18 protein-coding genes and 1 riboswitch are annotated in these 23,971 nt (G+C 71.5%); of the genes, 9 read left to right on the top strand and 9 right to left on the bottom strand.

Annotated elements, in window-relative coordinates:
* Positions 1–140 precede the first annotated feature (140 nt).
* Positions 141–1,139 carry a hypothetical protein gene (locus tag OYE22_RS09880; protein WP_176163993.1) on the top strand — a complete coding sequence of 333 codons (999 nt, stop codon included), beginning with the start codon at positions 141–143 and terminating at the stop codon, positions 1,137–1,139.
* A gap of 130 nt (positions 1,140–1,269) precedes the next feature.
* A complete protein-coding gene (def, locus tag OYE22_RS09875; protein WP_277320057.1) occupies positions 1,270–1,926 on the top strand; it encodes a peptide deformylase in 657 nt (218 codons plus the stop codon).
* Positions 1,927–2,069: 143 nt separating this feature from the next.
* On the opposite strand, the gene OYE22_RS09870 is transcribed toward def, so the two are convergent.
* From OYE22_RS09870 to OYE22_RS09850, 5 genes are all read right to left on the bottom strand, one after another.
* On the bottom strand, positions 2,070–2,549 hold the full coding sequence (locus tag OYE22_RS09870) for a hypothetical protein (protein WP_277320056.1): 480 nt from the start codon (positions 2,547–2,549) through the stop codon (positions 2,070–2,072).
* Between the two features lie 176 nt (positions 2,550–2,725).
* Entirely contained in the window at positions 2,726–3,682 is a 957-nt protein-coding gene (locus tag OYE22_RS09865; RefSeq protein ID WP_277324071.1) for a ribonucleotide-diphosphate reductase subunit beta, read from the bottom strand.
* A gap of 98 nt (positions 3,683–3,780) precedes the next feature.
* On the bottom strand, positions 3,781–6,264 hold the full coding sequence (locus OYE22_RS09860) for a ribonucleoside-diphosphate reductase subunit alpha (protein ID WP_277320055.1): 2,484 nt from the start codon (positions 6,262–6,264) through the stop codon (positions 3,781–3,783).
* Between the two features lie 156 nt (positions 6,265–6,420).
* Positions 6,421–6,560, bottom strand: a riboswitch (cobalamin riboswitch).
* A gap of 527 nt (positions 6,561–7,087) precedes the next feature.
* Positions 7,088–7,300: a YbdD/YjiX family protein gene (locus OYE22_RS09855; protein ID WP_277320054.1), complete on the bottom strand. Its 213-nt coding sequence runs from the start codon at positions 7,298–7,300 to the stop codon at positions 7,088–7,090.
* A 135-nt stretch (positions 7,301–7,435) separates the two neighbouring features.
* Positions 7,436–9,622: a carbon starvation CstA family protein gene (locus OYE22_RS09850; RefSeq protein WP_277320053.1), complete on the bottom strand. Its 2,187-nt coding sequence runs from the start codon at positions 9,620–9,622 to the stop codon at positions 7,436–7,438.
* 942 nt (positions 9,623–10,564) lie between these two features.
* Between OYE22_RS09850 and OYE22_RS09845 the strand changes: the two genes are divergently transcribed.
* Entirely contained in the window at positions 10,565–11,359 is a 795-nt protein-coding gene (locus OYE22_RS09845) for a PIG-L family deacetylase (protein WP_277320052.1), read from the top strand.
* A 110-nt stretch (positions 11,360–11,469) separates the two neighbouring features.
* On the opposite strand, the gene OYE22_RS09840 is transcribed toward OYE22_RS09845, so the two are convergent.
* Positions 11,470–12,264: a GntR family transcriptional regulator gene (locus OYE22_RS09840; protein WP_277320051.1), complete on the bottom strand. Its 795-nt coding sequence runs from the start codon at positions 12,262–12,264 to the stop codon at positions 11,470–11,472.
* Positions 12,265–12,546: 282 nt separating this feature from the next.
* Between OYE22_RS09840 and OYE22_RS09835 the strand changes: the two genes are divergently transcribed.
* From OYE22_RS09835 to OYE22_RS09820, 4 genes are all read left to right on the top strand, one after another.
* The gene (locus tag OYE22_RS09835; RefSeq protein WP_277320050.1) at positions 12,547–13,818 is read left to right on the top strand and encodes an extracellular solute-binding protein; all 1,272 of its coding nucleotides are present in this window, start codon (positions 12,547–12,549) and stop codon (positions 13,816–13,818) included.
* A gap of 92 nt (positions 13,819–13,910) precedes the next feature.
* Positions 13,911–14,900, top strand: a complete 990-nt coding sequence (locus OYE22_RS09830; protein WP_277320049.1) for a sugar ABC transporter permease — start codon at positions 13,911–13,913, stop codon at positions 14,898–14,900.
* Positions 14,897–15,727 (top strand): carbohydrate ABC transporter permease, encoded by an 831-nt coding sequence (locus tag OYE22_RS09825; protein WP_277320048.1) that lies wholly within the window; start codon positions 14,897–14,899, stop codon positions 15,725–15,727. Before OYE22_RS09830 ends, OYE22_RS09825 begins: the two co-directional genes overlap by 4 nt.
* Positions 15,728–15,766: 39 nt before the next feature.
* Complete coding sequence (locus OYE22_RS09820; RefSeq protein WP_277320047.1) at positions 15,767–17,326, top strand: glycoside hydrolase family 3 protein; 1,560 nt, start codon at positions 15,767–15,769, stop codon at positions 17,324–17,326.
* Positions 17,327–18,060: 734 nt separating this feature from the next.
* On the opposite strand, the gene OYE22_RS09815 is transcribed toward OYE22_RS09820, so the two are convergent.
* Positions 18,061–18,816: an SDR family oxidoreductase gene (locus tag OYE22_RS09815; protein ID WP_277324070.1), complete on the bottom strand. Its 756-nt coding sequence runs from the start codon at positions 18,814–18,816 to the stop codon at positions 18,061–18,063.
* 80 nt (positions 18,817–18,896) lie between these two features.
* On the opposite strand from OYE22_RS09815, the gene OYE22_RS09810 reads away from it, so the two are divergent.
* Both OYE22_RS09810 and OYE22_RS09805 read left to right on the top strand, forming a co-directional pair.
* Positions 18,897–19,541 (top strand): TetR/AcrR family transcriptional regulator, encoded by a 645-nt coding sequence (locus OYE22_RS09810; protein WP_277320046.1) that lies wholly within the window; start codon positions 18,897–18,899, stop codon positions 19,539–19,541.
* Between the two features lie 361 nt (positions 19,542–19,902).
* A complete protein-coding gene (locus tag OYE22_RS09805) occupies positions 19,903–21,372 on the top strand; it encodes a PAS domain-containing sensor histidine kinase (protein WP_277320045.1) in 1,470 nt (489 codons plus the stop codon).
* Between the two features lie 721 nt (positions 21,373–22,093).
* Here the strand turns inward: OYE22_RS09805 and OYE22_RS09800 are convergent.
* Both OYE22_RS09800 and OYE22_RS09795 read right to left on the bottom strand, forming a co-directional pair.
* Positions 22,094–22,351, bottom strand: a complete 258-nt coding sequence (locus tag OYE22_RS09800) for a WhiB family transcriptional regulator (protein ID WP_003953983.1) — start codon at positions 22,349–22,351, stop codon at positions 22,094–22,096.
* Between the two features lie 316 nt (positions 22,352–22,667).
* The gene (locus tag OYE22_RS09795; RefSeq protein WP_277320044.1) at positions 22,668–23,636 is read right to left on the bottom strand and encodes a diacylglycerol kinase family protein; all 969 of its coding nucleotides are present in this window, start codon (positions 23,634–23,636) and stop codon (positions 22,668–22,670) included.
* Positions 23,637–23,971 lie beyond the last annotated feature (335 nt).

Here is a 23,971-nt window from a genome sequence, read left to right as displayed (position 1 = left end):
TAGCGCACACGCTGCTCCGACGCAATCGCAGGGGCCGGGCTGAGATGTCCGTGAAGATGTGGCAGGTTGTCGTCAGGGAGGGCGACGCCGCCCGTAAGGGCACCGGCGCGGAACGACGCAGCAATCGGCAGGCGGGAATCGTGAGGATCTTCGGCAAGGTGCGGCGCCGGCCATCCGCCTCCTGGCGGCAGGCCACCGACCGCGCGTTCACGCTCATCGGCGACGGCCGGTACGAGGACGCGGGCGCGCTGCTGACGCGCGCCGTCGACCTGGAGCCCTGGCTCTCCGAGTCCTGGTTCAACCTGGCCCTGCTGCACAAGTTCCGGCACGACTGGGAACAGGCGCGCGCCGCCGGGCTGCGCGCCGTCGCGCTCCTCGATCGGGACTCCGGGGCCCCCGACTGGTGGAACGTGGGCATCGCGGCCACCGCGCTCCAGGACTGGCCGCTGGCCCGCCGGGCCTGGCAGGCGTACGGCCTGAAGACGCGCGGTGACCAGGCGGCCACCTCGGGTCCCGGCAGCGCCCCGGTGGACATGGACCTGGGCAGCGCGGCGGTGCGGCTCTCGCCCGAGGGCGAGGCCGAGGTCGTCTGGGGCCGCCGCCTGGACCCGGCCCGGATCGAGGTGCTGAGCATCCCGCTGCCCTCCTCGGGCCGGCGCTGGGGCGAGGTCGTGCTGCACGACGGGGTCCCGCACGGGGAGCGCACCACCGCCGCCGGCCCGTCCTACCCGGTCTTCGACGAGATCGAGCTGTGGGCGCCCTCGCCCGTCCCGACCTGGGTCGTGCTGATCGAGGCGGCCCGCGAGGCCGACCGGGACGCCCTGGAGCGGCTGGCGGCGGACGCCGGCTTCGCGGCGGAGGACTGGTCGTCGTCGGTGCGGCTGCTGTGCCGCTCCTGCTCCGAGAGCCGGATGCCCAGCGACGAGGGCGACGGCGAGCACCTGGACCCGCACGACCACAGCGAACCGGGCCACCCGGGCCCGCTCGGGCACCGCACGGCCGGCTCCGGATCGCTGTGGGTCCCCGAGCGCGAGTGCGGCATCGCGGCCCCGGCCGGCCTGGTGCGCGGCCTGCTCGACGGCTGGGTCGCGGACAGCCCGGACACCCGCGAATGGCGGGACCTGGAAGAGGTCTGCTGAGGCCGGGCGGCGCACGGCCGCCCGGGGCCCGGGCGTGACCCGGGTCGGGCGAGCGCGGGCCGGGGGCCCGGCGATGCCCGTACCCTGTAGGGCGACGAAGCAGGGATTCCAGGAAGGCTTACGGCGGACCATGGCGCAGCAAGAGACCGACCAGCAGGTGAACGAGGGGTCCTCACTGCCGGAGGCGGAGGACGGGTTCGTCATCGACACCCAGGACTGCGCGGAGCGGGAGCAGGCGCACCGCGAGCGCGGCACGGCCCGCCCGATCACCGTGGTGGGCAACCCGGTGCTGCACAAGGAGTGCCAGGACGTCACGGCCTTCGACGACGAGCTGGCCGCGCTGATCGACGACATGTTCGCCAGCCAGCGGGCGGCCGAGGGCGTCGGCCTGGCCGCCAACCAGATCGGCGTGGACCGCAAGGTCTTCGTCTACGACTGCATGGACGACGAGGGCGTACGCCACGTCGGCGTCGTCTGCAACCCGGTCCTGGTCGAGCTGCCCGCCGAGCGCCGCAACCTGGACGACTCCAACGAGGGCTGCCTCTCGGTGCCCACCGCGTACGCCTCGCTCGCCCGCCCGGACTACGCCGAGGTGCGCGGCCAGGACGCCCAGGGCAAGCCGATCAAGGTGCGGGGCACGGGCTACTTCGCGCGCTGCCTCCAGCACGAGACGGACCACCTGTACGGCTACCTGTACATCGACCGGCTCTCCAAGCGGGACCGCAAGGACGCCTTGCGCCAGATGGAAGAGGGCACGCCGCGCTACGAGACGGTGCCCAACGCCTGATTCACCCCGTAACGGCACGGCCACGGGCCGCCGTCGACCGGTACGCCGGTGGGCGGCGGCCCGTCGGCGTACCGGGCCGGGTCGCCGCGAGGAGGTTGGCCAAACTGGCGGGTGGCGCGGGGGGTTGGCCGTACCGGCTGCGGTCAGCGTGGGCGGCGGAACCAGTCGCCGGTGGCGCGCTGGGACAGCAGGACCACGACGACGATCGCGAGGAGCGCCGTCGGGCCGGTGGGGTGCTCCCGCATGGAGCCGAGGCCGGTGGCGATGGCGATCGAGGCGACGACGATCGCGGTGACCCGCGTCGCGTGCTTCCCCGTGCCGAACCGGAAGGCGCAGCCCGCCCCGACGAACCAGAACAACCCGGTCCCGGTCACCTGGCCCGCCGACCGGGAGCCGTCGGCGAGGCCCGTCATGACGGCGATGAACAGGAAGAACCCGGCCCCCACGAACAGCAGCACCTGGGCGGTCCGTACGACGCCCGGCATCTGATGCGCCGCGGCCGGGACGCCAGGCCCCGGCGGGAACTGGGGCAGCGGGTAGCCGTACGGCGCGGCCGGGTGCGCACCGGGGTCAGGGTTGGAGCCCGGGACAGGGGGCTGGCCGGGAGATTGGGAACCATGCATGGGCCAAACGCTAGCGAGGCGTCACGTCCCCACGGGCCCGATCACCCCGTCCCACCCTGGCAGGACGGTGCCTGGCAGCAACGTGACGCGACGCGGGGCGCGCCCCGAAGGTGCGCGCCCCGCGCCGCGTCAGACGAGTCCGGCGCCGGCGCCGGGAGCCGTGTCGCGAGCCGTGCCTAGAACTCGTCGTCGAAGGAGACCGAGCCCTCCACGGCGACCTGGTAGGCCGAGGCCCGTCGTTCGAAGAAGTTCGTCAGCTCCTGGACGTTCTGCAACTCCATGAAGGAGAAGGGGTTCTCCGTGCCGTACCGGACCGGCAGGCCAAGGCGGAGCAGCCGCTGGTCGGCGACGCACTCCAGGTAGGCGCGCATCGACTCGGTGTTCATGCCGGGCAGCCCCTCGCCGCACAGGTCGCGCGCGAACTGCAACTCGGCCTCCACGGCCTCCTCCAGCATCGCCGTGACCTGCCGGCCCATCTCCTCGTCGAAGAGGTCGGGCTCCTCCGCGCGGACCGTGTCCACGACCGAGAACGCGAACTCCATGTGCATGGACTCGTCGCGGAAGACCCAGTTGGTGCCGGTCGCCAGGCCGTGCAGCAGGCCGCGGGAGCGGAACCAGTACACGTAGGCGAACGCCCCGTAGAAGAACAGGCCCTCGATGCAGGCGGCGAAGCAGATCAGGTTGAGTAGGAAGCGGCGCCGGTCGGCCTTGGACTCCAACCGGTCGAGCTTCTCCACCTCGTCGATCCACTTGAAGCAGAAATGCGCCTTCTCGCGGATGGAGGGAATGTTCTCCACGGCGTCGAACGCCGCGGCACGGTCGTCCGGGTCGGGCAGGTAGGTGTCGAGCAGCGTCAGGTAGAACTGGACGTGCACGGCCTCCTCGAACAACTGCCGCGACAGGTACAGCCTGGCCTCGGGCGAGTTGATGTGCTTGTACAGCGTCAGCACGAGGTTGTTGGCCACGATGGAGTCGCCCGTGGCGAAGAACGCGACCAGGCGGCCGATCATGTGCTGCTCGCCCGGCGAGAGCTTGGCCAGGTCGGCGACGTCGGAGTGGAGGTCGACCTCCTCGACGGTCCAGGTGTTCTTGATCGCGTCGCGGTAGCGGTCGTAGAACTCCGGGTAGCGCATCGGCCGCAGGGTCAGCTCGAAGCCCGGGTCGAGCAGGTTCTTCGCCGCCTTTACCGCCTCGCTGGCGGCGTTGGTGGTGTCGGTGGTGGCCGGGCTGGTCACTGGCATGCCTCGCAGGATTCGGGGTTTTCGAGAGAGCAGGCGATCGCGTCGGCCTCGGCGGGCGTCTGCTGGGTGGGCACGGGGGCGCTGGCCGCCGCGTCCACGCCGCGCGCCGAGTGCGCGATCCGGGTGGCCGGGCGCGAGCGCAGGTAGTACGTGGTCTTGATGCCGCGCTTCCAGGCGTACGCGTACATCGAGCTGAGCTTGCCGATGGTGGGCTGGGCCATGAAGAGGTTGAGCGACTGGCTCTGGTCCAGGTACGGGGTGCGGTCGGCGGCCATGTCGATCAGGGCGCGCTGCGGGACCTCCCAGGCGGTGCGGTACAGGTCGCGCACCTCCCGCGGGACCCAGCCGAAGTCCTGGACCGACCCGTTGGCCTCGCGCAGCGCGTCGCGGGACTGCGCGTCCCACACGCCGAGCTTCTTCAGGTCCTCCACCAGGTAGGCGTTGACCTGGAGGAACTCGCCGCTGAGCGTCTCGCGCTTGAAGAGGTTGGAGACCTGCGGCTCGATGCACTCGTACACGCCCGCGATGGAGGCGATCGTCGCGGTCGGCGCGATGGCCAGCAGCAGCGAGTTGCGCATGCCGGTCCTGGCGATCCGCGCGCGCAGCGCGTCCCACCGCTCGGGCCAGTGCGCGGTGGCGCTCGGGTAGTGGTCCGGGTGCAGCACGCCGCGCGCGGTGCGGGTGGCGGCCCAGGCCGGGTGCGGGCCGACGGGGGCCTGCGCGTCGGAACCGGCCCGGGGGCGCTCGGCGAGGTCGGCGGAGGCCTCGTACGCCGCGAGCATGATCCGCTCGGCGAGCCGCGTGGACAGCTCCCTGGCCCGCGGCGAGTCGAAGGGCAGCCGCAGCCGGAAGAAGACGTCCTGCAGGCCCATCACGCCCAGGCCCACCGGGCGCCAGCGGGAGTTGGAGGCGCCGGCCTGCTCGGTCGGGTAGAAGTTGATGTCCACCACGCGGTCCAGGAAGGTGACCGCGGTGCGCACCGTCTGGTCCAGGCGCTCCCAGTCCACCGCGTCCATCGGGTCGGCGACCTGGGCCGGGTCCACGTCCGTGCGCAGGTGGGCGGCGAGGTTGACCGAGCCGAGGTTGCAGACCGCGGTCTCGCCGTCGCTCGTGACCTCAAGGATCTCGGTGCACAGGTTGGACGAGTGGATCACCGCGCCGGGCTCGGCGGTCTGGTTGGCGGTGCGGTTGGCGGCGTCCTTGAACGTCATCCAGCCGTTGCCGGTCTGCGCGAGGGTACGCATCATCCGCGCGTACAGCGTCCGGGCGGGCACCGTCTTGCTGGCCTTGCCCGCGGCCTCGGCGGCGCGGTAGGCGGCGTCGAACTCCTCGCCCCACAGGTCCACCAGGTCCGGCGCGTCGGCGGGGGAGAACAGCGACCAGTCCTCGTCGGCCTCGACCCGGCGCATGAACTCGTCCGGGATCCAGTGCGCGAGGTTGAGATTGTGCGTGCGCCGCGCCTCCTCGCCGGTGTTGTCCCGCAGTTCGAGGAACTCCTCGATGTCCGCGTGCCAGGTCTCCAGGTAGACGCAGGCCGCGCCCTTGCGCCGACCGCCCTGGTTGACGGCGGCGACCGAGGCGTCGAGCGTGCGCAGGAACGGCACGATGCCGTTGGAGTGCCCGTTGGTGCCGCGGATCAGCGAACCCCGGGAGCGGATGCGCGAGTACGACAGGCCGATGCCGCCCGCGTGCTTCGACAGGCGCGCGACCTGGTGGTACCGGTCGTAGATCGAGTCCAGCTCGTCCAGCGGCGAGTCCAGCAGGTAGCAGGAGGACATCTGCGGGTGCCGGGTGCCGGAGTTGAAGAGCGTGGGGGAGCTGGGCAGGTACGCCAGCGAGCTGGTGAGCCGGTACAGCTCGCTGACGTCGGCCAGCGCCCGCGCGGAGCCCTCCTCGGCCAGGCCGCAGGCCACCCGCAGCAGGAAGTGCTGCGGGGTCTCGACGACCTGCCGGGTGATCGGGTGCCGCAGCAGGTAGCGGCTGTGCAGGGTACGCAGGCCGAAGTAGCCGAAGCGGTCGTCGGCCTGGCCAATCCCGTGCCCGGCCCGCGCCGCGTTGGTCTCCTCCACCAGCGCGTCCAGGGCCGCGGCGTGGGCGCGGACGAAGTCCGCCGTCTCGTCCGCGATCAGCCCCTCGCGATGGCCGACGGCGACCGAGGCGGAGAAGGACACCGCGCCCTGCCCGGCGGCCTCCTCCGCGATGGCCCGGGTCAGCAGCCGCGCGGCGAGCCGCGAGTACTGCGGCTCCTCGGCGATCAGACCGGCCGCCGCCTCGGTCGCGAGCGACCGCAACTCCGCCTCGTCCGAACCCGGATGGCGCCCGCGCAGCGCGGCGGCGGCGACCTTCCCGGGGTCGGTGGCGGGCAGGTCGGCGGTGAGGTCGGTCAGTACGCGCAACAGCGCGGTGCCGGCTCCTTCGACCGCTGACTCTGAGACGGACTCGCGTGAAACGGGGTCCGCTGGCGCGATGGTCACGGGTGGCTCTCCCTCGCTCGGCAGGGGGCCGCGCGGGAGGAACGGAAGGCGCGCACGGGCGGGCCACGACCTGTGGTCGGGCATGCCACGCGGCGTCCACCGGCCCAACCCACGGGGCCCGGACGTATGCGACGCCCGGGGCCGGCAAGCGTGTCCGGCCATGGGCGCGCTGTCGGCAGGTCCTCGGACTCACGGCGCGCAAAACGGCACACGTACACCGTTGCGGGACAGTTCCGGATTCGCACCGGATTCCCCTGCGGCGACAGCGAGCACGAGCATACATCTTGTGTCGGCGATGGCGTGTGCCCCCACATCTTGTGTCGCGGCGCGGTGAATCCCGTACGGATGTGCTAACCGATCCAGGGGTCTGAGTGCCCGTCGGGCCCGTCATGAAGGGCTCGAACGGGTTGGCCGCCGACCCCTCGATTGGTGGCTTGCCACAGTCTCCGGCGTGTTGGCGGCCCACTCGGCGCGGAGCGGTGCGCGACGCGCGCCGGTCATCGTCGCGCGGACATCAGTGGCCGAAGAGGGGGGAATGGGATGCGGCCCGCGCGGCGCGCGACGGCGGTGGGGATGGGACCGATCGGCAGCGGTCGGCAGCCTTCACCGCCGGAGCCGGAGCCGGAGCCGGAGCCGGAGCCGAAGCGGACGCCGACGCCGTTCATGGCGCGCGGTGGGCGTGCGCCGGGCGCGTGGTGGAGCGCAGCGGGCGCGGGGGGAGGCACGGCGGCGCCCCGCGCGCCACGCGTGAGTCCGTGGCGCGCGGGGCGCGGGGCGCGGGGTCGGCCGGTCGGCGGGCGTCTGGCGCGTGGGCGGGGCGGCGTCAGCAGCAGCGGAAGCCGTTGCGGGGGTCCGCCTCGCGCTCGTCCATCCGTTGCCGTTCGAACTCGGCGCGACTGGCCGGCTCGGTGTCGGGGTGCTGCCGGCGGGTGTGCGCGACGTACCGGTCGTACGTCCCCTCGCCGGTGAACTCGCGTACGTACCAGCGCACTCGGCGGCCCCAGTGCGCGGCCCGGCGCGCGGCGGTGTTGGTCATCGCGATCGGCTCCTCGTCGGTGCGGACGCTGGCGGGTGGTGCCCGCGGGGTGGGCGGGCCCGTGGTGTGATCGGTGCCCGCGCGGCGGGCCGGGCGCCGGGGTGGCGTCGGCTTCGCCCGCCGCGCGGGTGGTGGTCAGGCGGAGGGGCCGCCCTGGGGGGCGCGCTCGGGCCGGCCGCTCGCCGCGGCCGCCTCGGCCAGCTCCCGCTTCTCCTCGGGGGTGGCCACGAGCCCGGCCGGCGCCACGATCCGCGACTCGACGTACGGCGCCTCGTGGAGCCGGGCGGACTCCGGGTCGCGGATGGCCCGGACGCAGGTGCGGGCCGCGTCCGCGATGACGACGATCACGAGGACGGCGAGCAGCGCGGAGAGCACCCCGTCCACGGTCGAGTTGGTGACGACCGTGTGCATCTCGTCCATGTTCTTCGCGGGTGGGAGCACCTTGTCCGCGTCGATGGCGTCCTGGTAGCGCTCGCGCTGGCTGAAGAAGCCCACCCGCGGATCGTCCGAGAAGATCTTCTGCCAACTCGCGGTCAGTGTCACCACCACGTCCCAGACCAGCGGGACCGCCGTCACCCAGGCCCACTTGAGCCGCCCGGACTTCACCAGGAGCGTGGTGCACACCGCGAGCGCGACGGCGGCCAGCAACTGGTTGGCGATGCCGAAGATCGGGAAGAGCTGGTTGACGCCGCCCAGCGGGTCGTGCACGCCGACCCACAGGAAGTACCCCCACAGGGCGACCACGACCGCGCTGCAGATCCAGATACCGGGCTTCCAGCTCACGTCCCGGAACGGCTTGTAGACGTTGCCCAGCATGTCCTGGAGCATGAACCGGCCGACGCGGGTGCCCGCGTCCAGGGCGGTGAGGATGAACAACGCCTCAAACATGATCGCGAAGTGGTACCAGAACGCCCGCATGCTGTCGCCGCCGATCACGTCGGAGAAGATCTCCGACACGCCCACGGCCAGCGTGGGAGCGCCGCCGGTACGTGAGAGCAGCGAACTCTCCTCCACGGCCTTGGCCGCGGCGGCGAGTTGTTCGGGCGAGATGGAGTAGCCGAGCCCGGCGACCGCCTCCGACGCGGACTGGACGGTGTCCCCGACCACGCCCGCCGGCGCGTTCATCGCGAAGAACAGTCCCGGGTCGATGATGGATGCGGCCACCATGGCCATGACGGCCACGAACGACTCCATCAGCATGGCGCCGTAGCCGATCATCCGTACCTGGGTCTCCTTCTCGATCATCTTCGGCGTGGTGCCGGAGGCGATGAGCGCGTGGAAGCCGGAGAGGGCGCCGCAGGCGATGGTGATGAACACGAAGGGGAACAGCGACCCGGCGAAGACCGGCCCGTCGCCGCGGCCCGCGAAGTCGGTGACGGCGTCCATCTTGAGGGTGGGCAGTGTGAAGATGACGCCGACGGCCAGCAGCCCGATGGTGCCGATCTTCATGAAGGTCGACAGGTAGTCGCGCGGCGCCAGCAGCATCCACACCGGCAGCACGGAGGCGATGAACCCGTACGCCACCATCCACAGCACCAGCGTGCTGTGGTCCAGCGTGAAGGTGTCGGCCCAGGAGGACTCGGCCACCCAGTTGCCGCCCACGATGGACAGCAGCAGCAGGACCAGGCCGATGAGCGAGACCTCGGTGACCCGACCGGGGCGCAGCACGCGCAGGTAGAAGCCCATGCCGAGCGCGATCGGGATGGTCATCGCGATGGAGAAGGTGCCCCAGGGGGACTCGGCCAGCGCGTTGACGACGATCAGCGCCAGCACCGCCAGCAGGATGATCATGATGATGAACACCGAGAGCAGCGCCGCGGCGCCACCGATCGGGCCGATCTCCTCGCGCGCCATCTGGCCGAGCGACTTGCCGTCTCGCCGGGTGGAGAAGAAGAGCGTCACCATGTCCTGCACGGCGCCCGCGAAGATCACGCCGACGACGATCCATATGGTGCCCGGCAGATAGCCCATCTGCGCGGCCAACACCGGGCCGACCAGCGGGCCCGCGCCCGCGATGGCCGCGAAGTGGTGGCCGAGCAGCACGCGGCGGTCGGTCGGGTGGAAGTCGACGCCGTCGTTGCGCCGCTCGGCCGGAGTGGCCCGCGTCTTGTCGGCGCGCAGCACCCTGGTGACGATGAAGCGCGAGTAGAAGCGGTAGGCGATGGCGTACGAGCCCAGGGCCGCCGCCACCATCCAGGCGGCGGAGACCTCCTCGCCCCGGGAGAGGGCGAGCATGGCCCAGCCGAGGGCGCCGACGAGGGCGACGGCGGTCCAGACCAGGACGGTGCGCGGGGAGATGTTCCGTGCGGTGGGAGTGCTCACCGGGCACACCCGCCGTCGTTCCGAGCCGGCGCCACAGCGCCACAGCTCGCCGCGACATCCCAGGTCAGGGGCCGAAGATGGGACCGCGCGGGCGCGATGCGCCCGGCTGACTCCTCATCTGGTGTGGTCTGGACCAATTGCCCGAGGGCTCGTACGATCGCCTTCATCTGGTTCAACTCCGCTTCCCCACGCCTGCGATGGGACCTGAACGTGCTCGACATCGTGGTGGTACTGCGGGCCGAGGGCGTGCCGCGTGGCGTCCATCGAGTCCACAACAGGAACGCGGAGACGCCCCTCGCCCTCGCCAACACCGGGTCATCCTTCCCTTCGGCCTCACACGTCACGCGCGTACCAGTTCTGGCGGCGCGGGCCCGGTCCGCGCGTCATCTGGAACCCGCCGATCCGTCCGCTCCGTTCGTCGGTCCGGCCGGTGAGCCGCTCGGTGGGCCGCCCCTCGGCTCCGCCCACGCCGGGCGGCAGGCGGAAATCCTCGCGCGGGTGACCAGGCGAAGGGAAGCCTCCGCCGGCCTCGACTCCCGGGCCGGCACCCCGCGTTCCCGCACCCGACGCCCCGCGCCGGCCACCCCCACAGGCCGCGCGAGACCTGGCCGAAAAGCGGCGGCCACGGCCACGCGGCCTTGCCCCGCCTGGGTCACGCGTGCCAGCCGCGCCGGCTTACCAGCCGCCAGCGCGGCCGGAATCCGCGCGGGGCGACCGGACCGCGTTTGACCAAGGTTTTGCCAGCTCCGGCGCCCCACCCTCCACCGCTGACCCCCTGATCAGCGGCCAGGACGCCCGTACCAACCAGGCCCGCACCGGTCCACAAAGTGGACCCGCCGCTCCACCGTCACCGCCCGTGCCGTATCACGGTGTCCAGCGCCGCGGCGCGGCCCAGCCCGCCAACGCCACCGCCCGCTCCCCTTGAGAAAGGACCGCACGCCCATGTCCGAGACGCCCCCGTCCGCAGCGACGCCCACCACCCCCGAACCCGGCACGCCACCGTGGGGGACCGTCGTCATCTCGCCACACTTCGACGACGCCGTGCTGTCGCTGGCGGCCGTGCTCCCCAGGCTGCGCGGCCCGGTCGCCGTCGTCACCGCCTACGGCGGGGCGCCGGACCCCGGGGCCGCCGTCTCCGAATGGGACGAGATGTGCGGCTTCACCACGCCACACGAGGCCCACGCGGCCCGGCTGGTCGAGGACGCCCAGGCCCTCGGCCTGCTCGGGGTGGCCCAGATCGCGCTGCCGCACCCCGACGGCCCGTACGGCAACCCCGACCAGCTCGGCCACCTCGACCAGTGGTTGCGCCAACTGCCCGCCGAAACCGAGGTGCTCGCCCCGATGGGCACCCGCCAGGACCACCACGCCCTGGTGCGCGAACAGGTACTGCTGACCCGCGTCACGCAGGGCGCGCCGCCGCCGCTGATCTACGCCGACCTGCCCTACACCGGGCACACCCCGGGCTGGAACACCGACGGGGCCGAGCAGGCGCTCGCCGCCGACCCCGAGCGCGGGGACTCCTACCGGAGCCTGGCGGAGCGCTTCCGGCTGACCCCGCGCTGGGAGGTGCGCCTCGACGACGCCGAGTGGGCCACCAAGCGCCTGGCGGTGCAGTGCTACGGCTCGCAGCTCGCCCCGCTCGGCGCGCTCGGCCACGGCCTGTTCCTGCACCGGACGGGGCCGCTGCGCACCGAGCGGGTGTGGGCCCTGGAACCGCACGCGGCGCCCGCCGCGTAGGCGGGGGGCGCGGGGCGGGCCGGCGGCCGGGCATCCGGCGGGCGCCCCGGCGTGGGGCGCCCGCCCCGCTCACGGCGCCCGGCCCGGCGGGCGGGCCACGGCGGGGCGGGTCAGTCCGCGGGACGGCGCAGACGGGCGACGAACTTGTACCGGTCGCCGCGGTAGACCGAGCGCACCCACTCCACCGGCTCGCCGTTGGCGTCCAGCGAGTGCCGGGAGAGCATCAGCATCGGCAGCCCGACGTCCGTGCCGAGCAGCCCCGCCTCGCGCGGGGTGGCCAGCGAGGTCTCGATGGTCTCCTCGGCCTCGGCCAGGCGGACGTCGTAGACCTCGGCCAGCGCCGTGTACAGCGACGCGTACTTGACCAGGCTGCGGCGCAGGGCCGGGAAGCGCTTGGCGGACAGGTGCGTTGTCTCGATGGCCATCGGCTCACCGCTGGCCAGTCGCAGCCGCTCGATGCGCAGCACCCGGCCACCGGCGGTGATGTCGAGCAGCCCGGCGAGCCGGTCGTCGGCCGTGACGTAGCCGATGTCCAGAAGTTGGGACGTGGGTTCCAGTCCCTGGGCCTTCATGTCCTCGGTGTAGGAGGTCAGTTGCAGCGCCTGGGAGACCTTGGGCTTGGCGACGAAGGTGCCCTTGCCCTGGATGCGCTCAAGCCGCCCCTCGACGACCAGCTCCTGCAACGCCTGGCGCACCGTCGTACGGGAGGTGTCGAACTCGGCGGCCAGGGTGCGCTCGGGAGGGACCGGCGTGCCCGGCGGCATGGTTTCGGTCATTTCCAGCAAGTGGCGCTTGAGTCGGTAATACTTGGGGACGCGCGCGGTGCGCGTGCCGCTCGCAGCCGCCCCGTTCCCGTTGCCCAGCGCGCCGCCGGCGCTCTGGGCGGTGCCCCCGTCGCTCCCCATGGCGTGACGCCCCGACTCCGATCCTGTTGCCGTCACCGGCTCCTCCGTTACTTCGGCTGGAGGTACGGGGGGTCTCCCCGGACAACGCAGCGCGGCTCACATCGTGGCATGGGTGGGCCCCGGGGCACCCTCATCAACGTGCTGGCGGGCCCCAGGTGTCGGTCCGATAACGGACCTGACAGCGACTCTTATACACCCTTGACACCCCTAAAGGTCTAGGCCAAGCTGCGGGAACTGGTCTAAACCATTAAAGACCAATTCCGGTTCTTTGAGGAGAGTGCTGTGAAGCGTGGGCTCATAGCGGCGACGGGTGTCGCGGCCATGTTGGTGAGCGTCGCGGCCTGTGGGTCTGACAGCGACGACAAGAAAGGCTCCGGCGCGGACGGCTGGAAGGGCGAAACCCTGACCGTCTGGGCCATGGACGGTTCCACGCCTGACGGGTGGACCAAAGACGTAACGGCTGCCTTCGAAAAGAAGACCGGAGCCAAGCTGAAGTTTGAAGTTCAGCAGTGGAACGGAATTCAGCAGAAGATAACCACGGCACTCTCTGAGTCGAATCCGCCGGACGTCATCGAGCTCGGCAACACCCAGACGCCTGCCTACGCGCAGACCGAGGGCCTGGCCGACCTGTCCGACCTCAAGAAGGAGATCGGCGCCGACTGGACGGAGAACATCAACGCGTCCTCCGTCTTCGACGGCAAGCAGTACGCGGCCCCGTGGTTCGCGGTCAGCCGCGTCGTCCTCTACAACAAGAAGATCTGGGACGAAGCCGGCATCAAGGAACTGCCGAAGACTCGTACCGAGTTCTTCAAGGCGCTCGACACCATCGACAAGAAGACCGACGCCGAGCCCATCTACATGCCCGGCCAGAACTGGTACTTCTTCGACGGCCTCACCATTGGCACCGGCGCCGAGCTGGTAAAGAAGGACGGCGACAAGTACGTCTCCAACCTTTCCGACCCCAAGGTCGGCAAGGCCATGGACATCTACAAGCAGTACGCCGCCTTCAGCCAGGCCCCCAAGGACAAGGACGAGGCCACTCCGCAGCAGGCCGAGGTCTTCGCCAAGGGTAAGACCGGCGCCTTCATCGGCATGGGCTGGGAAGCGGCCACCGCCATCAAGGCCAACCCGAAGATTGAAAAGGACATCGGCTACTTCACCGTCCCGGGTGAGACGGCGGACAAGCCCGAGGGCGTCTTCCTCGGTGGTTCCAACCTGGCCGTGGCCGAGGGCAGCGACAAGCAGGAACTCGCGAAGGAATTCCTGAAGATCGCGCTTTCCGACAAGTTCGAGGGCCAGCTCGCCAAGGAAGGCGGCGTGATCCCGAACAAGGAGTCGCTGCAGAGCCAGCTCAAGGGCAACAAGGCCGCCGAGGCCATGGCGCCGGCGACCGTGGGTGGCACCACCCCGCTGATCCCCGAGTGGGCCGCGGTCGAGAACACCCCGAACCCGATCAAGACGTACATGACCGCCGTTCTCAACGGCAAGTCGCATGAGGAAGCCGCCAAGTCGGTCGAGGGCGAGCTCAACAAGCGACTGAGCCAGGACCTCTAGCCGCAGGCTCACACGCGCACGCTGCCGGGGGTTGGGATACGCCACCCCCGGCAGCGCACCGACTACGTCCGGCCCAGGAAGAGAAGACGAGCATGTCTGTGCAGACCGAACGTGCGAAGACGGCACCGGGAACTGCCGTCCGCAAGAGCGGAGGACCGCCCAAGGGCGGGCCACACGCGAAACGGAAGGGGATCAGCGGCAATCTCCTGCCGTACGTGCTGCTTCTCCCCGCGCTAGCCGCGACCCTGGTGTTCCTCGGCTGGCCGATGGTCAAGAACGCCACGCTGTCCCTGCAGAACGTCAACCGACGTCAGTTGATCCGCCGGCTCACCGAGTGGACCGGGTTCGACAACTACGAAGAGACCCTCAAGAGCGAAGAGTTCTGGCGCGTCGTCGGTCGCTCGATCGTCTTCACCGGCGTCAACGTCATCCTGATCATGGGGATCAGCACCCTCGTCGGCCTGCTGCTCGCCCGGCTCGGCAAGAAGATGCGGCTGACGCTCCAGATCGGCCTGGTGCTCGCGTGGGCCATGCCCATCATCGCCGCCACCACCGTGTACCAGTGGCTGTTCGCCCAGCGCTTCGGCGTCGTGAACTGGGTCCTGGACAAGCTGGGCTGGCACTCGATGGCCGACTACAACTGGATCGGCTCCCAGTTCTCCGCCTTCTTCGTCATCACCCTGCTGATCGTCTGGCAGTCCGTGCCCTTCGTGGCCCTGAGCCTGTACGCCGCGACCACCACCATCCCGAACGAGCTCTACGAGGCCGCGTCCCTCGACGGCGCCGGCGCCTGGAAGAGCTTCACCACGGTCACCTTCCCCTTCATCAAGCCGTTCCTCTTCGCCACGACCTTCCTTGAGGTCATCTGGGTCTTCAAGGCACTGCCCCAGATCTTCGCGCTCAGCGAGGGCGGACCCGACCGGCTCACCGAGACCCTCCCGGTCTACGCCTTCGTCGAGGGCGTCGGAAACCAGCACTACGGCATGGGCGCCGCCATCTCGCTGCTCACCATCCTGGTGCTGCTGGGCCTCACGTCGTACTACCTCCGCATTGTCTTGAAGCAAGAGAGGGACGAGCTGTGAAGCGTTCACTCCTCGGCCGCATCTGGCCCAACGCGACGGCGATCGTCCTGTTCATCGGGTTCGTCTTCCCCGTGTACTGGATGTTCAACACGGCCCTGAAGCCCACCGGCGACATCCTCAGCGAGGACCCGGTCTGGTTCCCGTCCTCGTTGACGTTCGAACACTTCGAGACAGCGGTCAACGCGGACAACTTCTGGACGCTGGTCCGTAACTCCCTCACCGTCACGCTGCTGGCCGTGGGCCTGTCGCTGCTGGTCGCGCTCGGCGCCTCGTTCGCCATCGCCCGCATGCGGTTCAAGGGCCGCCGGGGCGTCATCCTGGTCTTCATGATCGCCCAGATGGCCCCCTGGGAGGTCATGGTCATCGCGATCTACATGCTGGTGCGCGATGCTGACATGCTCAACAGCCTGGTCCCCCTCACCCTCTTCTACACGGTCATGGTGCTACCCCTGACCATCCTCACGCTGCGGAACTACATCGCGGCGGTGCCCAAGGAACTGGAGGAGTCCGCCATGGTCGACGGCTGCTCCCGCGTCCAGGCGTTCCGCAAGGTGATCTTCCCGCTGCTCGCCCCCGGGCTGATGGCCACCTCCCTCTTCGGCTTCATCACCGCCTGGAACGAGTTCCCGATGGTGCTGATCCTCAACAAGCAGGACCAGGCCCAGACGCTGCCCGTGTGGCTCTACAGCTTCCAGAGCAACTTCGGCAACGACTGGGGCGCCACCATGGCCGCCGCCTCCCTGTTCGCCCTCCCGATCCTGATCCTCTTCCTCTTCCTGCAGCGCCGGGCCGTCGGCGGCCTGACCTCCGGTGCCGTCAAGGGATAACGGGACAACGCGCCTTAACCGCAAGGGACACACCGCACGATGAGCACCACCTCCGCCTCCGCCCGCACCGACTCCCTGAGCCGAGACGCCCTCGCCGTCCTCCAGCCGGGCTTCCGGGGCACCACCACCGCCCCCGACTGGCTGCTCCGCAGGATCGACGAGGGGCTCGCCTCCGTCGCCCTGTTCGGCCGCAACATCGAGCGGCCCGAACAGGTCGCCGCGCTCACCGGACAACTGCGGGCGGAACGCGGAGACCTCCTGGTGGCCATCGACGAGGAGGGTGGCGATGTCACCCGCCTTGAGGTCAACGAGGGTTCCTCGTTCCCCGGCAACCTGGCCCTCGGCGCCGTGGACGACCCCGACCTCACCCGCGCCGTCGCCCGGGAGATCGGCCGCCGCCTCGCCGAGGTCGGCGTCAACCTCGACTGGGCGCCGTCCGCCGACGTCAACGCCAACCCCGACAACCCGGTCATCGGCGTCCGCTCCTTCGGCGCCGACCCGAAGCTGGTGGCCCGGCACACCGCCGCCTACGTCGAAGGCATGCAGGCGGCCGGCGTGGCCACCAGCGTCAAGCACTTCCCCGGGCACGGCGACACCGCCGTGGACTCCCACCACGACCTGCCGCGCATCGACGCCGACCTGAACGTCCTGGCCGACCGCGACCTGGTGCCCTTCCGGGCCGCCGTGGCCGCCGGCACCAAGGCCGTCATGAGCGCCCACATCCTGGTGCCCGCGCTGGACCCGAACCGGCCCGCCACCCTCAGCCCGGAGGCGCTGCACGGACTGCTGCGCCGCCCCGTGGCCGACGGCGGCTTCGGCTTCGACGGGCTGATCATCAGCGACGCCATCGAGATGAAGGCCATCTCCGCCGCGTACGGTGTGGAACGCGGCACCGTACTGGCCCTCGCCGCCGGAGTGGACGCCATCTGCGTCGGCGGTGGGCTGGCCGACGAGGAAACCGTGCGACGCCTGCGCGACGCCCTCGTCCAGGCCGTCCGCGCCGGCGAGCTGAAGGAGGAGCGGCTCGCCGACGCGGCGGCTCGGGTCCGTGCCCTGGCCGACTGGGCCCGCCTGGACGCCCGGGGCGCGGGATCGGCCGGGGGCCCGCCCCGGTCCGTGGCCGCCGCCCCCGAGGGGGGGCTCGACGCCGCCCGTCGCGCGGTACGCGTGACCGCCGGCCCGCGCGCCACCGCCCCCCTCACACGGCCGGCCTACGTCGCCGCCTTCACGCCGATGGCGAGCATCGCGGTCGGCGACGACACCCCGTGGGGCGTCGCGGCCGAACTGGCCCGCCTGCTCCCCGGCACCGAGACCGAGGCCCTCAACAACGCGCGGGTCACCGAGCACGGCGTACCCGAGACCATCGCGCGGGTGTGCGCGAACGCGGGGGAGCGCCCCATCGTCGCGGTCGTACGCGACGTCCACCGCCACACCTGGATGACCGAGGCTCTCGCCGCCCTGGTCGCCGCGCGACCCGACACGATCGTGGTCGAGATGGGCGTCCCCCAGGCCGCCCCCGTCGGCGCCCTGCACATCGCCACCCACGGCGCCGCCCGCGTCTGCGGCCGCGCCGCCGCCGAGGTCATCACGGGGCGGTAGCGCGCTGGGGCGTTGCGTTGGCGGGGCGTTGGCTGGGGTGTTGGTGGGGTGGAGGCGTTGCTGCGGCGGGGCGTTGGCTGGGGTGTTGGTGGAGGTGGGGGCGGGGCTGGGGGAGTTGGGGGAGGTTGTTGGGTGAGGGTGGGGGCCCTCCCCCAACAACCTCCCCCTCGCCCACCCTCCCCGCCCCTGCGCCCAGCCCGGCTCAGCCTTAGTCGGGCCGGGCCAGCCTGGCAACCCGCCACGGCAGGCCCCCCTTGGCGCCCCGCCACGACGGCTCGCCTCGCCGCCCCGCCACCTCGACGGCCCCCGGCCCCCCCGGCCCCCCGGCCCCGCCCCCGAGCCCGGGGCCATCGGCAGGCTCACCGCGGCCAACCCCCTGGCCAAGCCAGCCTCCCCGTGCAGGCCAGCCTCCCCGTGTACGTAACCTCCCGTGCAGCCCGGCCTCCCGCGCAGGCCGTCCTCCAGCACGCCGGCATAGCCTCCGGCGAGGCGACCACCGCCCTCCGGCCACCGCTCGTCCCCCAGCCCCGGCCCGCGCCCCCCGGCTCCCCCCCCCACCTGCCGCAGCAACCCCGCCCCCGGTACGCCCGCCTGGGTCACGGGCCCCCGAAGCCGTCCCCCGCCGTGGGCTCCGCGGACCACCGCCCCGCCACCAGGCCACCCGCACGCCACCTCCCCACGAAGGCGACACCGGACCACGGGGGACGAACGCACCAGGACTCGTCGCACGTGGGCTACAGCAGCGCACCTCCCGTCGCGTCGATCCACTGGCCGGTCACCCAGCGGCTGTCGGAGGAAGCGAGGAAGGCGACGATGTCGGCCACGTCGTCGGCCTTGGCCACGCGGTTGAACGGGGACTCCGCGGCGACGGCCTGCCACGTCTCGGCATCGCCGCGCAGCCAGGCCGCGTTCATGTCGGTGTCGACCACGCCCGGCGCCACCGCGTTCACGGTTATCCCGCGCGGGCCCAGCTCCTTGGCCAGGGTCAGGGTCAGTACGTCGATGGCACCCTTGGTCATCGAGTAGGAGATCAGCTCGGGTGTCGCGGCGCCGCGCGTCAGCCCCGTGGAGATGTTGACGATGCGCCCGCCGTCCCGCAGTCGCGGGAGACCCAGTTGGGTGATGAAGAACGGCGCCTTGGCGTTGACCGCGAAGACGTGGTCGAAGGCTTCGGGTGTCACGGCGGCGATCGGCTTGCCGGCCTCGACGATCCCCGCGTTGTTCACCAGGATGTCGAGGCCGTCCGCCTGCTCGTCGAAGGCGGCCCACAGGGCCTGCGCGTCTCCCGGCACGCCCAGCTCGGCCCGCAGCGCGAACGCCTGTCCGCCCGCCGCCTCGATGGCCGTCACCGTCTCCTTGGCCGCCTCGTCGTTGCTCCCGTAGTGCACCGCGACTCTGGCGCCGTCCCGCGCCAGTCGCTCGGCGATCTCCCGCCCGATGCCCCGACTGCCGCCGGTGACCAGCGCTGTCTTGCCCTTGAGCGCGCCCATGGTCACGCCCCCCTCTTTCTTTAGGAGTCGATACATAAAGACCGTAGCACATTATCTAGTGGGCGCTATAGAATGGGGTCATGGCTACCACGAACGAGGGATCCGAGGGGACGGTGAGGCGGGGGAGGCCCCGCTCCTTCGACCGGGACGCGGCGCTGCGGGCCGCGACCATAGAGTTCTGGGACCGCGGCTTCGAGGCGGTCTCCATCGCCGACCTGACGCGGGCGATGGGCGTGAAGGCGCCGAGTCTCTACGCGGCCTTCGGGGACAAGAAGACGCTCTTCGAGGAGGCCATCGAGTCCTATCTGCGCGAGTTCGGCAGCTTCATCGACCGTGCCCTGGAAGAGGAGCCGACCGCGCGCCGCGCCGTGGCGCGCATGTTGCACGAGGCCGCTGCCTGGCAGACGCTGCCGGGGTATCCGCGCGGGTGCATGCTAATCAGCGCCGCGACCAACTGCACCCCGCAGTCCAACGAAGTCGCCCAAGGCCTGGTCGAGCGTCGGAACAAGGGGATCGCGGCGGTCGAGCGGCGTATCGCCGCCGACATAGAGGCGGGCGTACTGCCGAGCGACACCGACGCGCACGCCCTCGCCGTCTACTGCACGGTCGTGCTCCACGGCATGGCCCAGCAGGCCAGGGACGGCGTCGACCGGGCGACGCTGGAGATCGTGGCCCACACGGCGATGGCGGCCTGGCCCGCGGAGACGGGTGACATACCCGGCTGAGCGCCGGCGTGCACGGGCGGGCTGGGCGCGGTGCTCGCGGGTGCCGCGTAGGGGAGTGGAGTGGCGGGTCGGCGCGCCCGCGGGGAAGGCCGGTGGGCTCGGAAAAGACCCGCGGGCCGCGGCGCCAGGGCGGGACCCTCAACCCGCCCGGCACCGCAGCCCGGAGTTGCATCGGCCGGTTCGGCCGACCTGAGGCTTCGGCGCGGTCAGGGCAGAGAGCGCCGTGAGCCTCGGTCCACTCTCCTGTGCGGGAGAGTGGAGGTCGCGTACGGCCATTGTGGACTAGACCATTCTCCGCTGTCTACGGCTGTGCGCGGACTGGCTCGTGGGAGGGCCCGGGTAGGCTCGCCGGGTGCCCTCCATGAACGATCTCGTACGCCAGCACACCGCTCTGGACGACTCCGACCTTGAGTGGCTCCACCTGCTGGTTTCGGAGTGGCAGCTGCTCTCCGACCTGTCCTTCGCCGACCTCGTGCTGTGGGTGCCCACCCGGGACGGGACGCGGTACGTCTCGGTTGCCCAGATGCGGCCCAACACCGGGCCGACCTCGTACCAGGACGACATGGTGGGACACCTCGTCCCGCGCGGACGCCGGCCGATGCTGGACGCCGCGCTGGACGAGGGACGGATCGTGCGCGAGGGGGACCCGGAGTGGCGCGAGGAGGTGCCGGTACGGGTGGAGTCGATCCCGGTCCGCCGCGACGGCCGGGTGCTCGGCGTCATCGCCCGCAACACCAACCTGCTCACCGTGCGGACCCCGAGCCGGCTGGAGCTCACGTACCTGCAGAGCGCCTCCGACCTCGCCCAGATGATCGCCGCCGGGGCCTTCCCGTTCCCCGGGCAGCAGGTGGACATGGACGCCTCGCCGCGCGCGGGGGACGGGCTGATCCGGCTCGACGCGGAGGGCGTCGTGCAGTACGCGAGCCCCAACGCCCTCTCCGCCTACCACCGGCTCGGCCTCGCCGCCGACCTGGTCGGGCACCACCTCGGCCGTACCACCGCCGAACTCGCCCCCGCCCGTGGGCCGGTGGACGAGGCGCTGGTCAAGCTGGCCAGCGGCTGGGCGCCGCGCGAGTTCGAGGTGGAGGGTGACGAGGGCGTCATCCAGGTGCGAGCCATTCCGCTCAAGCCCAAGGGTTCCCACATCGGCTCGCTCGTGCTGCTGCGCGACGTCACCGAACTGCGCCGCAGGGAGCGGGAGCTGATCACCAAGGACGCCACGATCCGCGAGATCCACCACCGGGTGAAGAACAACCTGCAGACCGTGGCCGCCCTGCTGCGCCTCCAGGCCCGGCGGATGGACTCGGAACAGGGACGCGAGGCGCTCAACGAGGCCGTGCGCAGGGTGGGTTCGATCGCGATCGTGCACGAGACGCTGTCGCAGAACCTGGACGAACGCGTCGAGTTCGACGAGATCGCCGACCGGGTGCTGGCCATGGTCGCGGAAATCTCGCCCGGCACCGTCGCCGGCCGGCGCACCGGACGGTTCGGCATCCTGGACGCCGAGGTGGCCACGCCCCTCGCGATGGTCCTCACCGAGGTGCTGCAGAACGCACTTGAGCATGGCTTTGGCCCAGGTGAGCAGGGCACGGTCGAGGTCGGCGCGGTCCGCGGCGGCACCAGGACCGAAGGCCGGTTGCTGGTCACCGTGCAGGACGATGGGCGCGGCCTGCCCGAGGGCTTCGACCCGCGCGAGGCGGGGAACCTCGGCCTGCAGATCGTACGGACCCTGGTGGAGGGGGAGTTGGGCGGCACCTTCACCATGGTCCCGGCCCCCACCGGCGGCGCCCGGGTCGTCCTCGACCTGCCGGTGCGCGCGGAGAAGAGCTGACGCCCTCGGTGGTCGGCATCCGGGGGTTAGCAACCCACGCCCCCGGCCTGCCCGGCACCGAGGCGCCGGAGGCCGAACCGTGCGCGCGAGCCCGATGGGTGCCTGCAACGGCCCGCGACGCGCCTCGGCAACGGTGTTCGCGGGCGTGAGCGTCGCACGTGCGGCCGAACGATGTTCGCCCGGTCTACGGACGTACGCAGGAGCGAGACCGACACGCGAAGTTGACGGTACGTCAGGCAAAGTCGCCCATTCGTTATGGGCGGCGGTGCCGCACGGCGCCCCGGATGGCCGATCGGCGGGCCCGCGCGGCGGCCGGCGGCCGGGCTCGCGAGCGGGCGCGTCGTCGATCGATATCGGACCGTTGCCTACGCCTACGCCCTCCGGGTCGTGCGCGGGGCGTTGTGCGGCGCGGCTGTCCGGACATCACGTCAGCGGTGCGGCGGCGGCCGCGTGCTCCGGTGTACGGAATCCCGGCCTCGCGCCCAACGATTGGCGCGGCCTGGCGCGCCCGCAGGGGCGGCGGGGGACGCGCGCGGGGAGCCGGTCGATCGGGGCGGGTGGGCACAGCACTGAGCCCCGGACCCATCTGGTCCGGGGCTCAAAGCTCACGTTGCTGTGGGGGCACCGCCCTTGGCACCTCCCGGTCCTGGGACCGGGGGCGGAGCCTGGCAGAGCATCGGGGGTACTGCGCGCTGCGGCTCGGGGGCCGAGGGGCTGCGGGTCAGGCGCTGGCGTTGCGCGCCCGGTTGCGAGCGGCGCGGCGCTTCATCGCGCGGCGCTCGTCCTCGCTGAGGCCACCCCAGACGCCGGAGTCCTGGCCGGACTCCAGCGCCCACTGCAGGCACTGCTCCATGACGGGGCAGCGACGGCAGACGGCCTTGGCTTCCTCGATCTGCAGCAGCGCAGGACCGGTGTTGCCGATGGGGAAGAACAGCTCGGGGTCTTCCTCGCGGCAAACGGCGTTGTGACGCCAGTCCATGGCTGCTCCATCTCCTCGTATTGCGGGTTCATTGCTTGTGAATGTGAACGCTTTCACGAATCCCCCCGCAACGGAAGGGCCGCCGCCCAGTTGCCCGGTGCGGACCTGAAGTCATAAGGAGGGGGATTCGGGCTCTCAAGGGGGCCTGGTGCGGCCGTCCCGATCGCCATGAAGAGACTCGCAAACCTCGGCGGCGGATACAACCCCTTCCGGAAAGTTTTTTTTGAATCCACGGTGTCGCCTCAGTCACAGCCGTACTTCCACAGGGTGGAAGCCAGGCTAAACGTTCGAGTGGAAGGAGTTTTGGCCCTGCCACTCACACAATCACACGCAGTGCATGCCGTACGCCTGTGAACGTCACGCTCGTACGCAGTCCCAGGTGGTCACCGTCCATCTGGAGGGGCAACGGCGCCTGCGATTGCAAGGTGAAGTCGGCGAGGTCGTGCAGTGACACCGCGTGCTTGCCGTGCGGTCCGCGCTCGGGCGTTGACGTCAGTAGGTGGGTCGCGTAGCGCGTCACCGCCGGGGTCGTCAGCTTGGTCAGTCCGAGCACGTCGAGGCCGGTGTCGAAGGACGCCTTGGGCGACGCGTAGATCGGGCGGTTGCCGAAGAAGGTCCACGGCGAGGTGTTGCAGACTATCGACAGCGCCAGGTCGGTGATCGGGTCCTCACCCGGCCGTTCGATCGTGATGGTGCCCTGCCGGCGGTGCGGTTCGCCGAAGAACTGCCGCAGCGCCTGCCGCACGTACAGCGCGTGGGTCGAGCGCTTGCCGCGCTCGCGCTGCTGCTCGACCCGGCCGATGACCCCGGCGTCGAACCCGAAGCCCGCGCAGAAGGTGAACCAGCGCGCCGGCACGGCCTCGTCCGCGGAGCCGGGGGTGCCGGCCGCGAGACCGAGGCCCACCGTGCGTTCGCTGCCCTCGCGGAGCGCGGCGAGCAGGGCGCCGGTCGCCTCCACGACGTGGTTGGGCAGGCCCAGCGCCCGCGCGAAGACGTTGGTGGAGCCGCCCGGGACCACCGCCAGCCGCGGCAGGTCGCTCGGCGCGGGCCCGTGGTGCAGCAACCCGTTGACCACCTCGTTGACGGTGCCGTCGCCCCCGAGGGCCACCACCACGTCGTACGTGCCGCTCTCGGCCGCCCGGCGGGCCAGATCGCGGGCGTGCCCCCGGTACTCCGTGTTCGCGACCTCCAGCTTGAGATCGCTGGCGAGTGCGTGGATCAGCACATCACGGGTGCGGGCACTGGTGGTGGTTGCTGCCGGGTTGACCACGAGAAGCGCGCGCATGCGATGCAGACTACCTACCTGCTCATACCGCCCCCACCCCCTGGGTGTGGTTGCACGGCCACGGGCCGGCGCTGGCCGGCCCCCCGGCGGCCGTGGTGGCAGGCCGCCGACGCACTACCCTGCTGGGGTGAGCAGCAAGCAGAACCGCCGACCCGCGCAGCGCGGCAAGAAGCCCGCGGCAGCGGCCAGGAAGACGCGACCGGCCAAGAAGGCCGTCGCGGACCAGGCCGCGCCCCAGTCGGCCGCGCGGGACGAGTCTTCGGTCACACCCGCCCGCGCCGGCGGCCCGGCGGGCGGGCGCGCGGCGGGGCGGGACGGGGAGCCCGGCGCCTCGG

Origin of the sequence: Streptomyces sp. 71268, assembly GCF_029392895.1 — a bacterium.
In the GTDB taxonomy this organism is placed as follows: Bacteria; Actinomycetota; Actinomycetes; order Streptomycetales; family Streptomycetaceae; genus Streptomyces.
The sequence above is the reverse complement of the archived record's forward strand: the minus strand, read 5'-3'. Positions and strand labels throughout refer to the sequence as shown.

Bases quoted from the DNA above. Each gene is read 5' to 3' on its own strand.
- OYE22_RS09865 (WP_277324071.1), bottom strand. From the start codon at position 3,682: ATGCGCTACCCGGAGTTCTACGACCGCTACCGCGACGCGATCAAGAAC.
- OYE22_RS09810 (WP_277320046.1), top strand. From the start codon at position 18,897: ATGGCTACCACGAACGAGGGATCCGAGGGGACGGTGAGGCGGGGGAGG.
- OYE22_RS09805 (WP_277320045.1), top strand. From the start codon at position 19,903: ATGAACGATCTCGTACGCCAGCACACCGCTCTGGACGACTCCGACCTT.
- OYE22_RS09870 (WP_277320056.1), bottom strand. From the start codon at position 2,549: ATGCATGGTTCCCAATCTCCCGGCCAGCCCCCTGTCCCGGGCTCCAAC.
- OYE22_RS09845 (WP_277320052.1), top strand. From the start codon at position 10,565: ATGTCCGAGACGCCCCCGTCCGCAGCGACGCCCACCACCCCCGAACCC.
- OYE22_RS09840 (WP_277320051.1), bottom strand. From the start codon at position 12,264: ATGGGGAGCGACGGGGGCACCGCCCAGAGCGCCGGCGGCGCGCTGGGC.
- OYE22_RS09820 (WP_277320047.1), top strand. From the start codon at position 15,767: ATGAGCACCACCTCCGCCTCCGCCCGCACCGACTCCCTGAGCCGAGAC.
- OYE22_RS09855 (WP_277320054.1), bottom strand. From the start codon at position 7,300: ATGACCAACACCGCCGCGCGCCGGGCCGCGCACTGGGGCCGCCGAGTG.
- OYE22_RS09815 (WP_277324070.1), bottom strand. From the start codon at position 18,816: ATGGGCGCGCTCAAGGGCAAGACAGCGCTGGTCACCGGCGGCAGTCGG.
- def (WP_277320057.1), top strand. From the start codon at position 1,270: ATGGCGCAGCAAGAGACCGACCAGCAGGTGAACGAGGGGTCCTCACTG.
- OYE22_RS09795 (WP_277320044.1), bottom strand. From the start codon at position 23,636: ATGCGCGCGCTTCTCGTGGTCAACCCGGCAGCAACCACCACCAGTGCC.
- OYE22_RS09800 (WP_003953983.1), bottom strand. From the start codon at position 22,351: ATGGACTGGCGTCACAACGCCGTTTGCCGCGAGGAAGACCCCGAGCTG.
- OYE22_RS09830 (WP_277320049.1), top strand. From the start codon at position 13,911: ATGTCTGTGCAGACCGAACGTGCGAAGACGGCACCGGGAACTGCCGTC.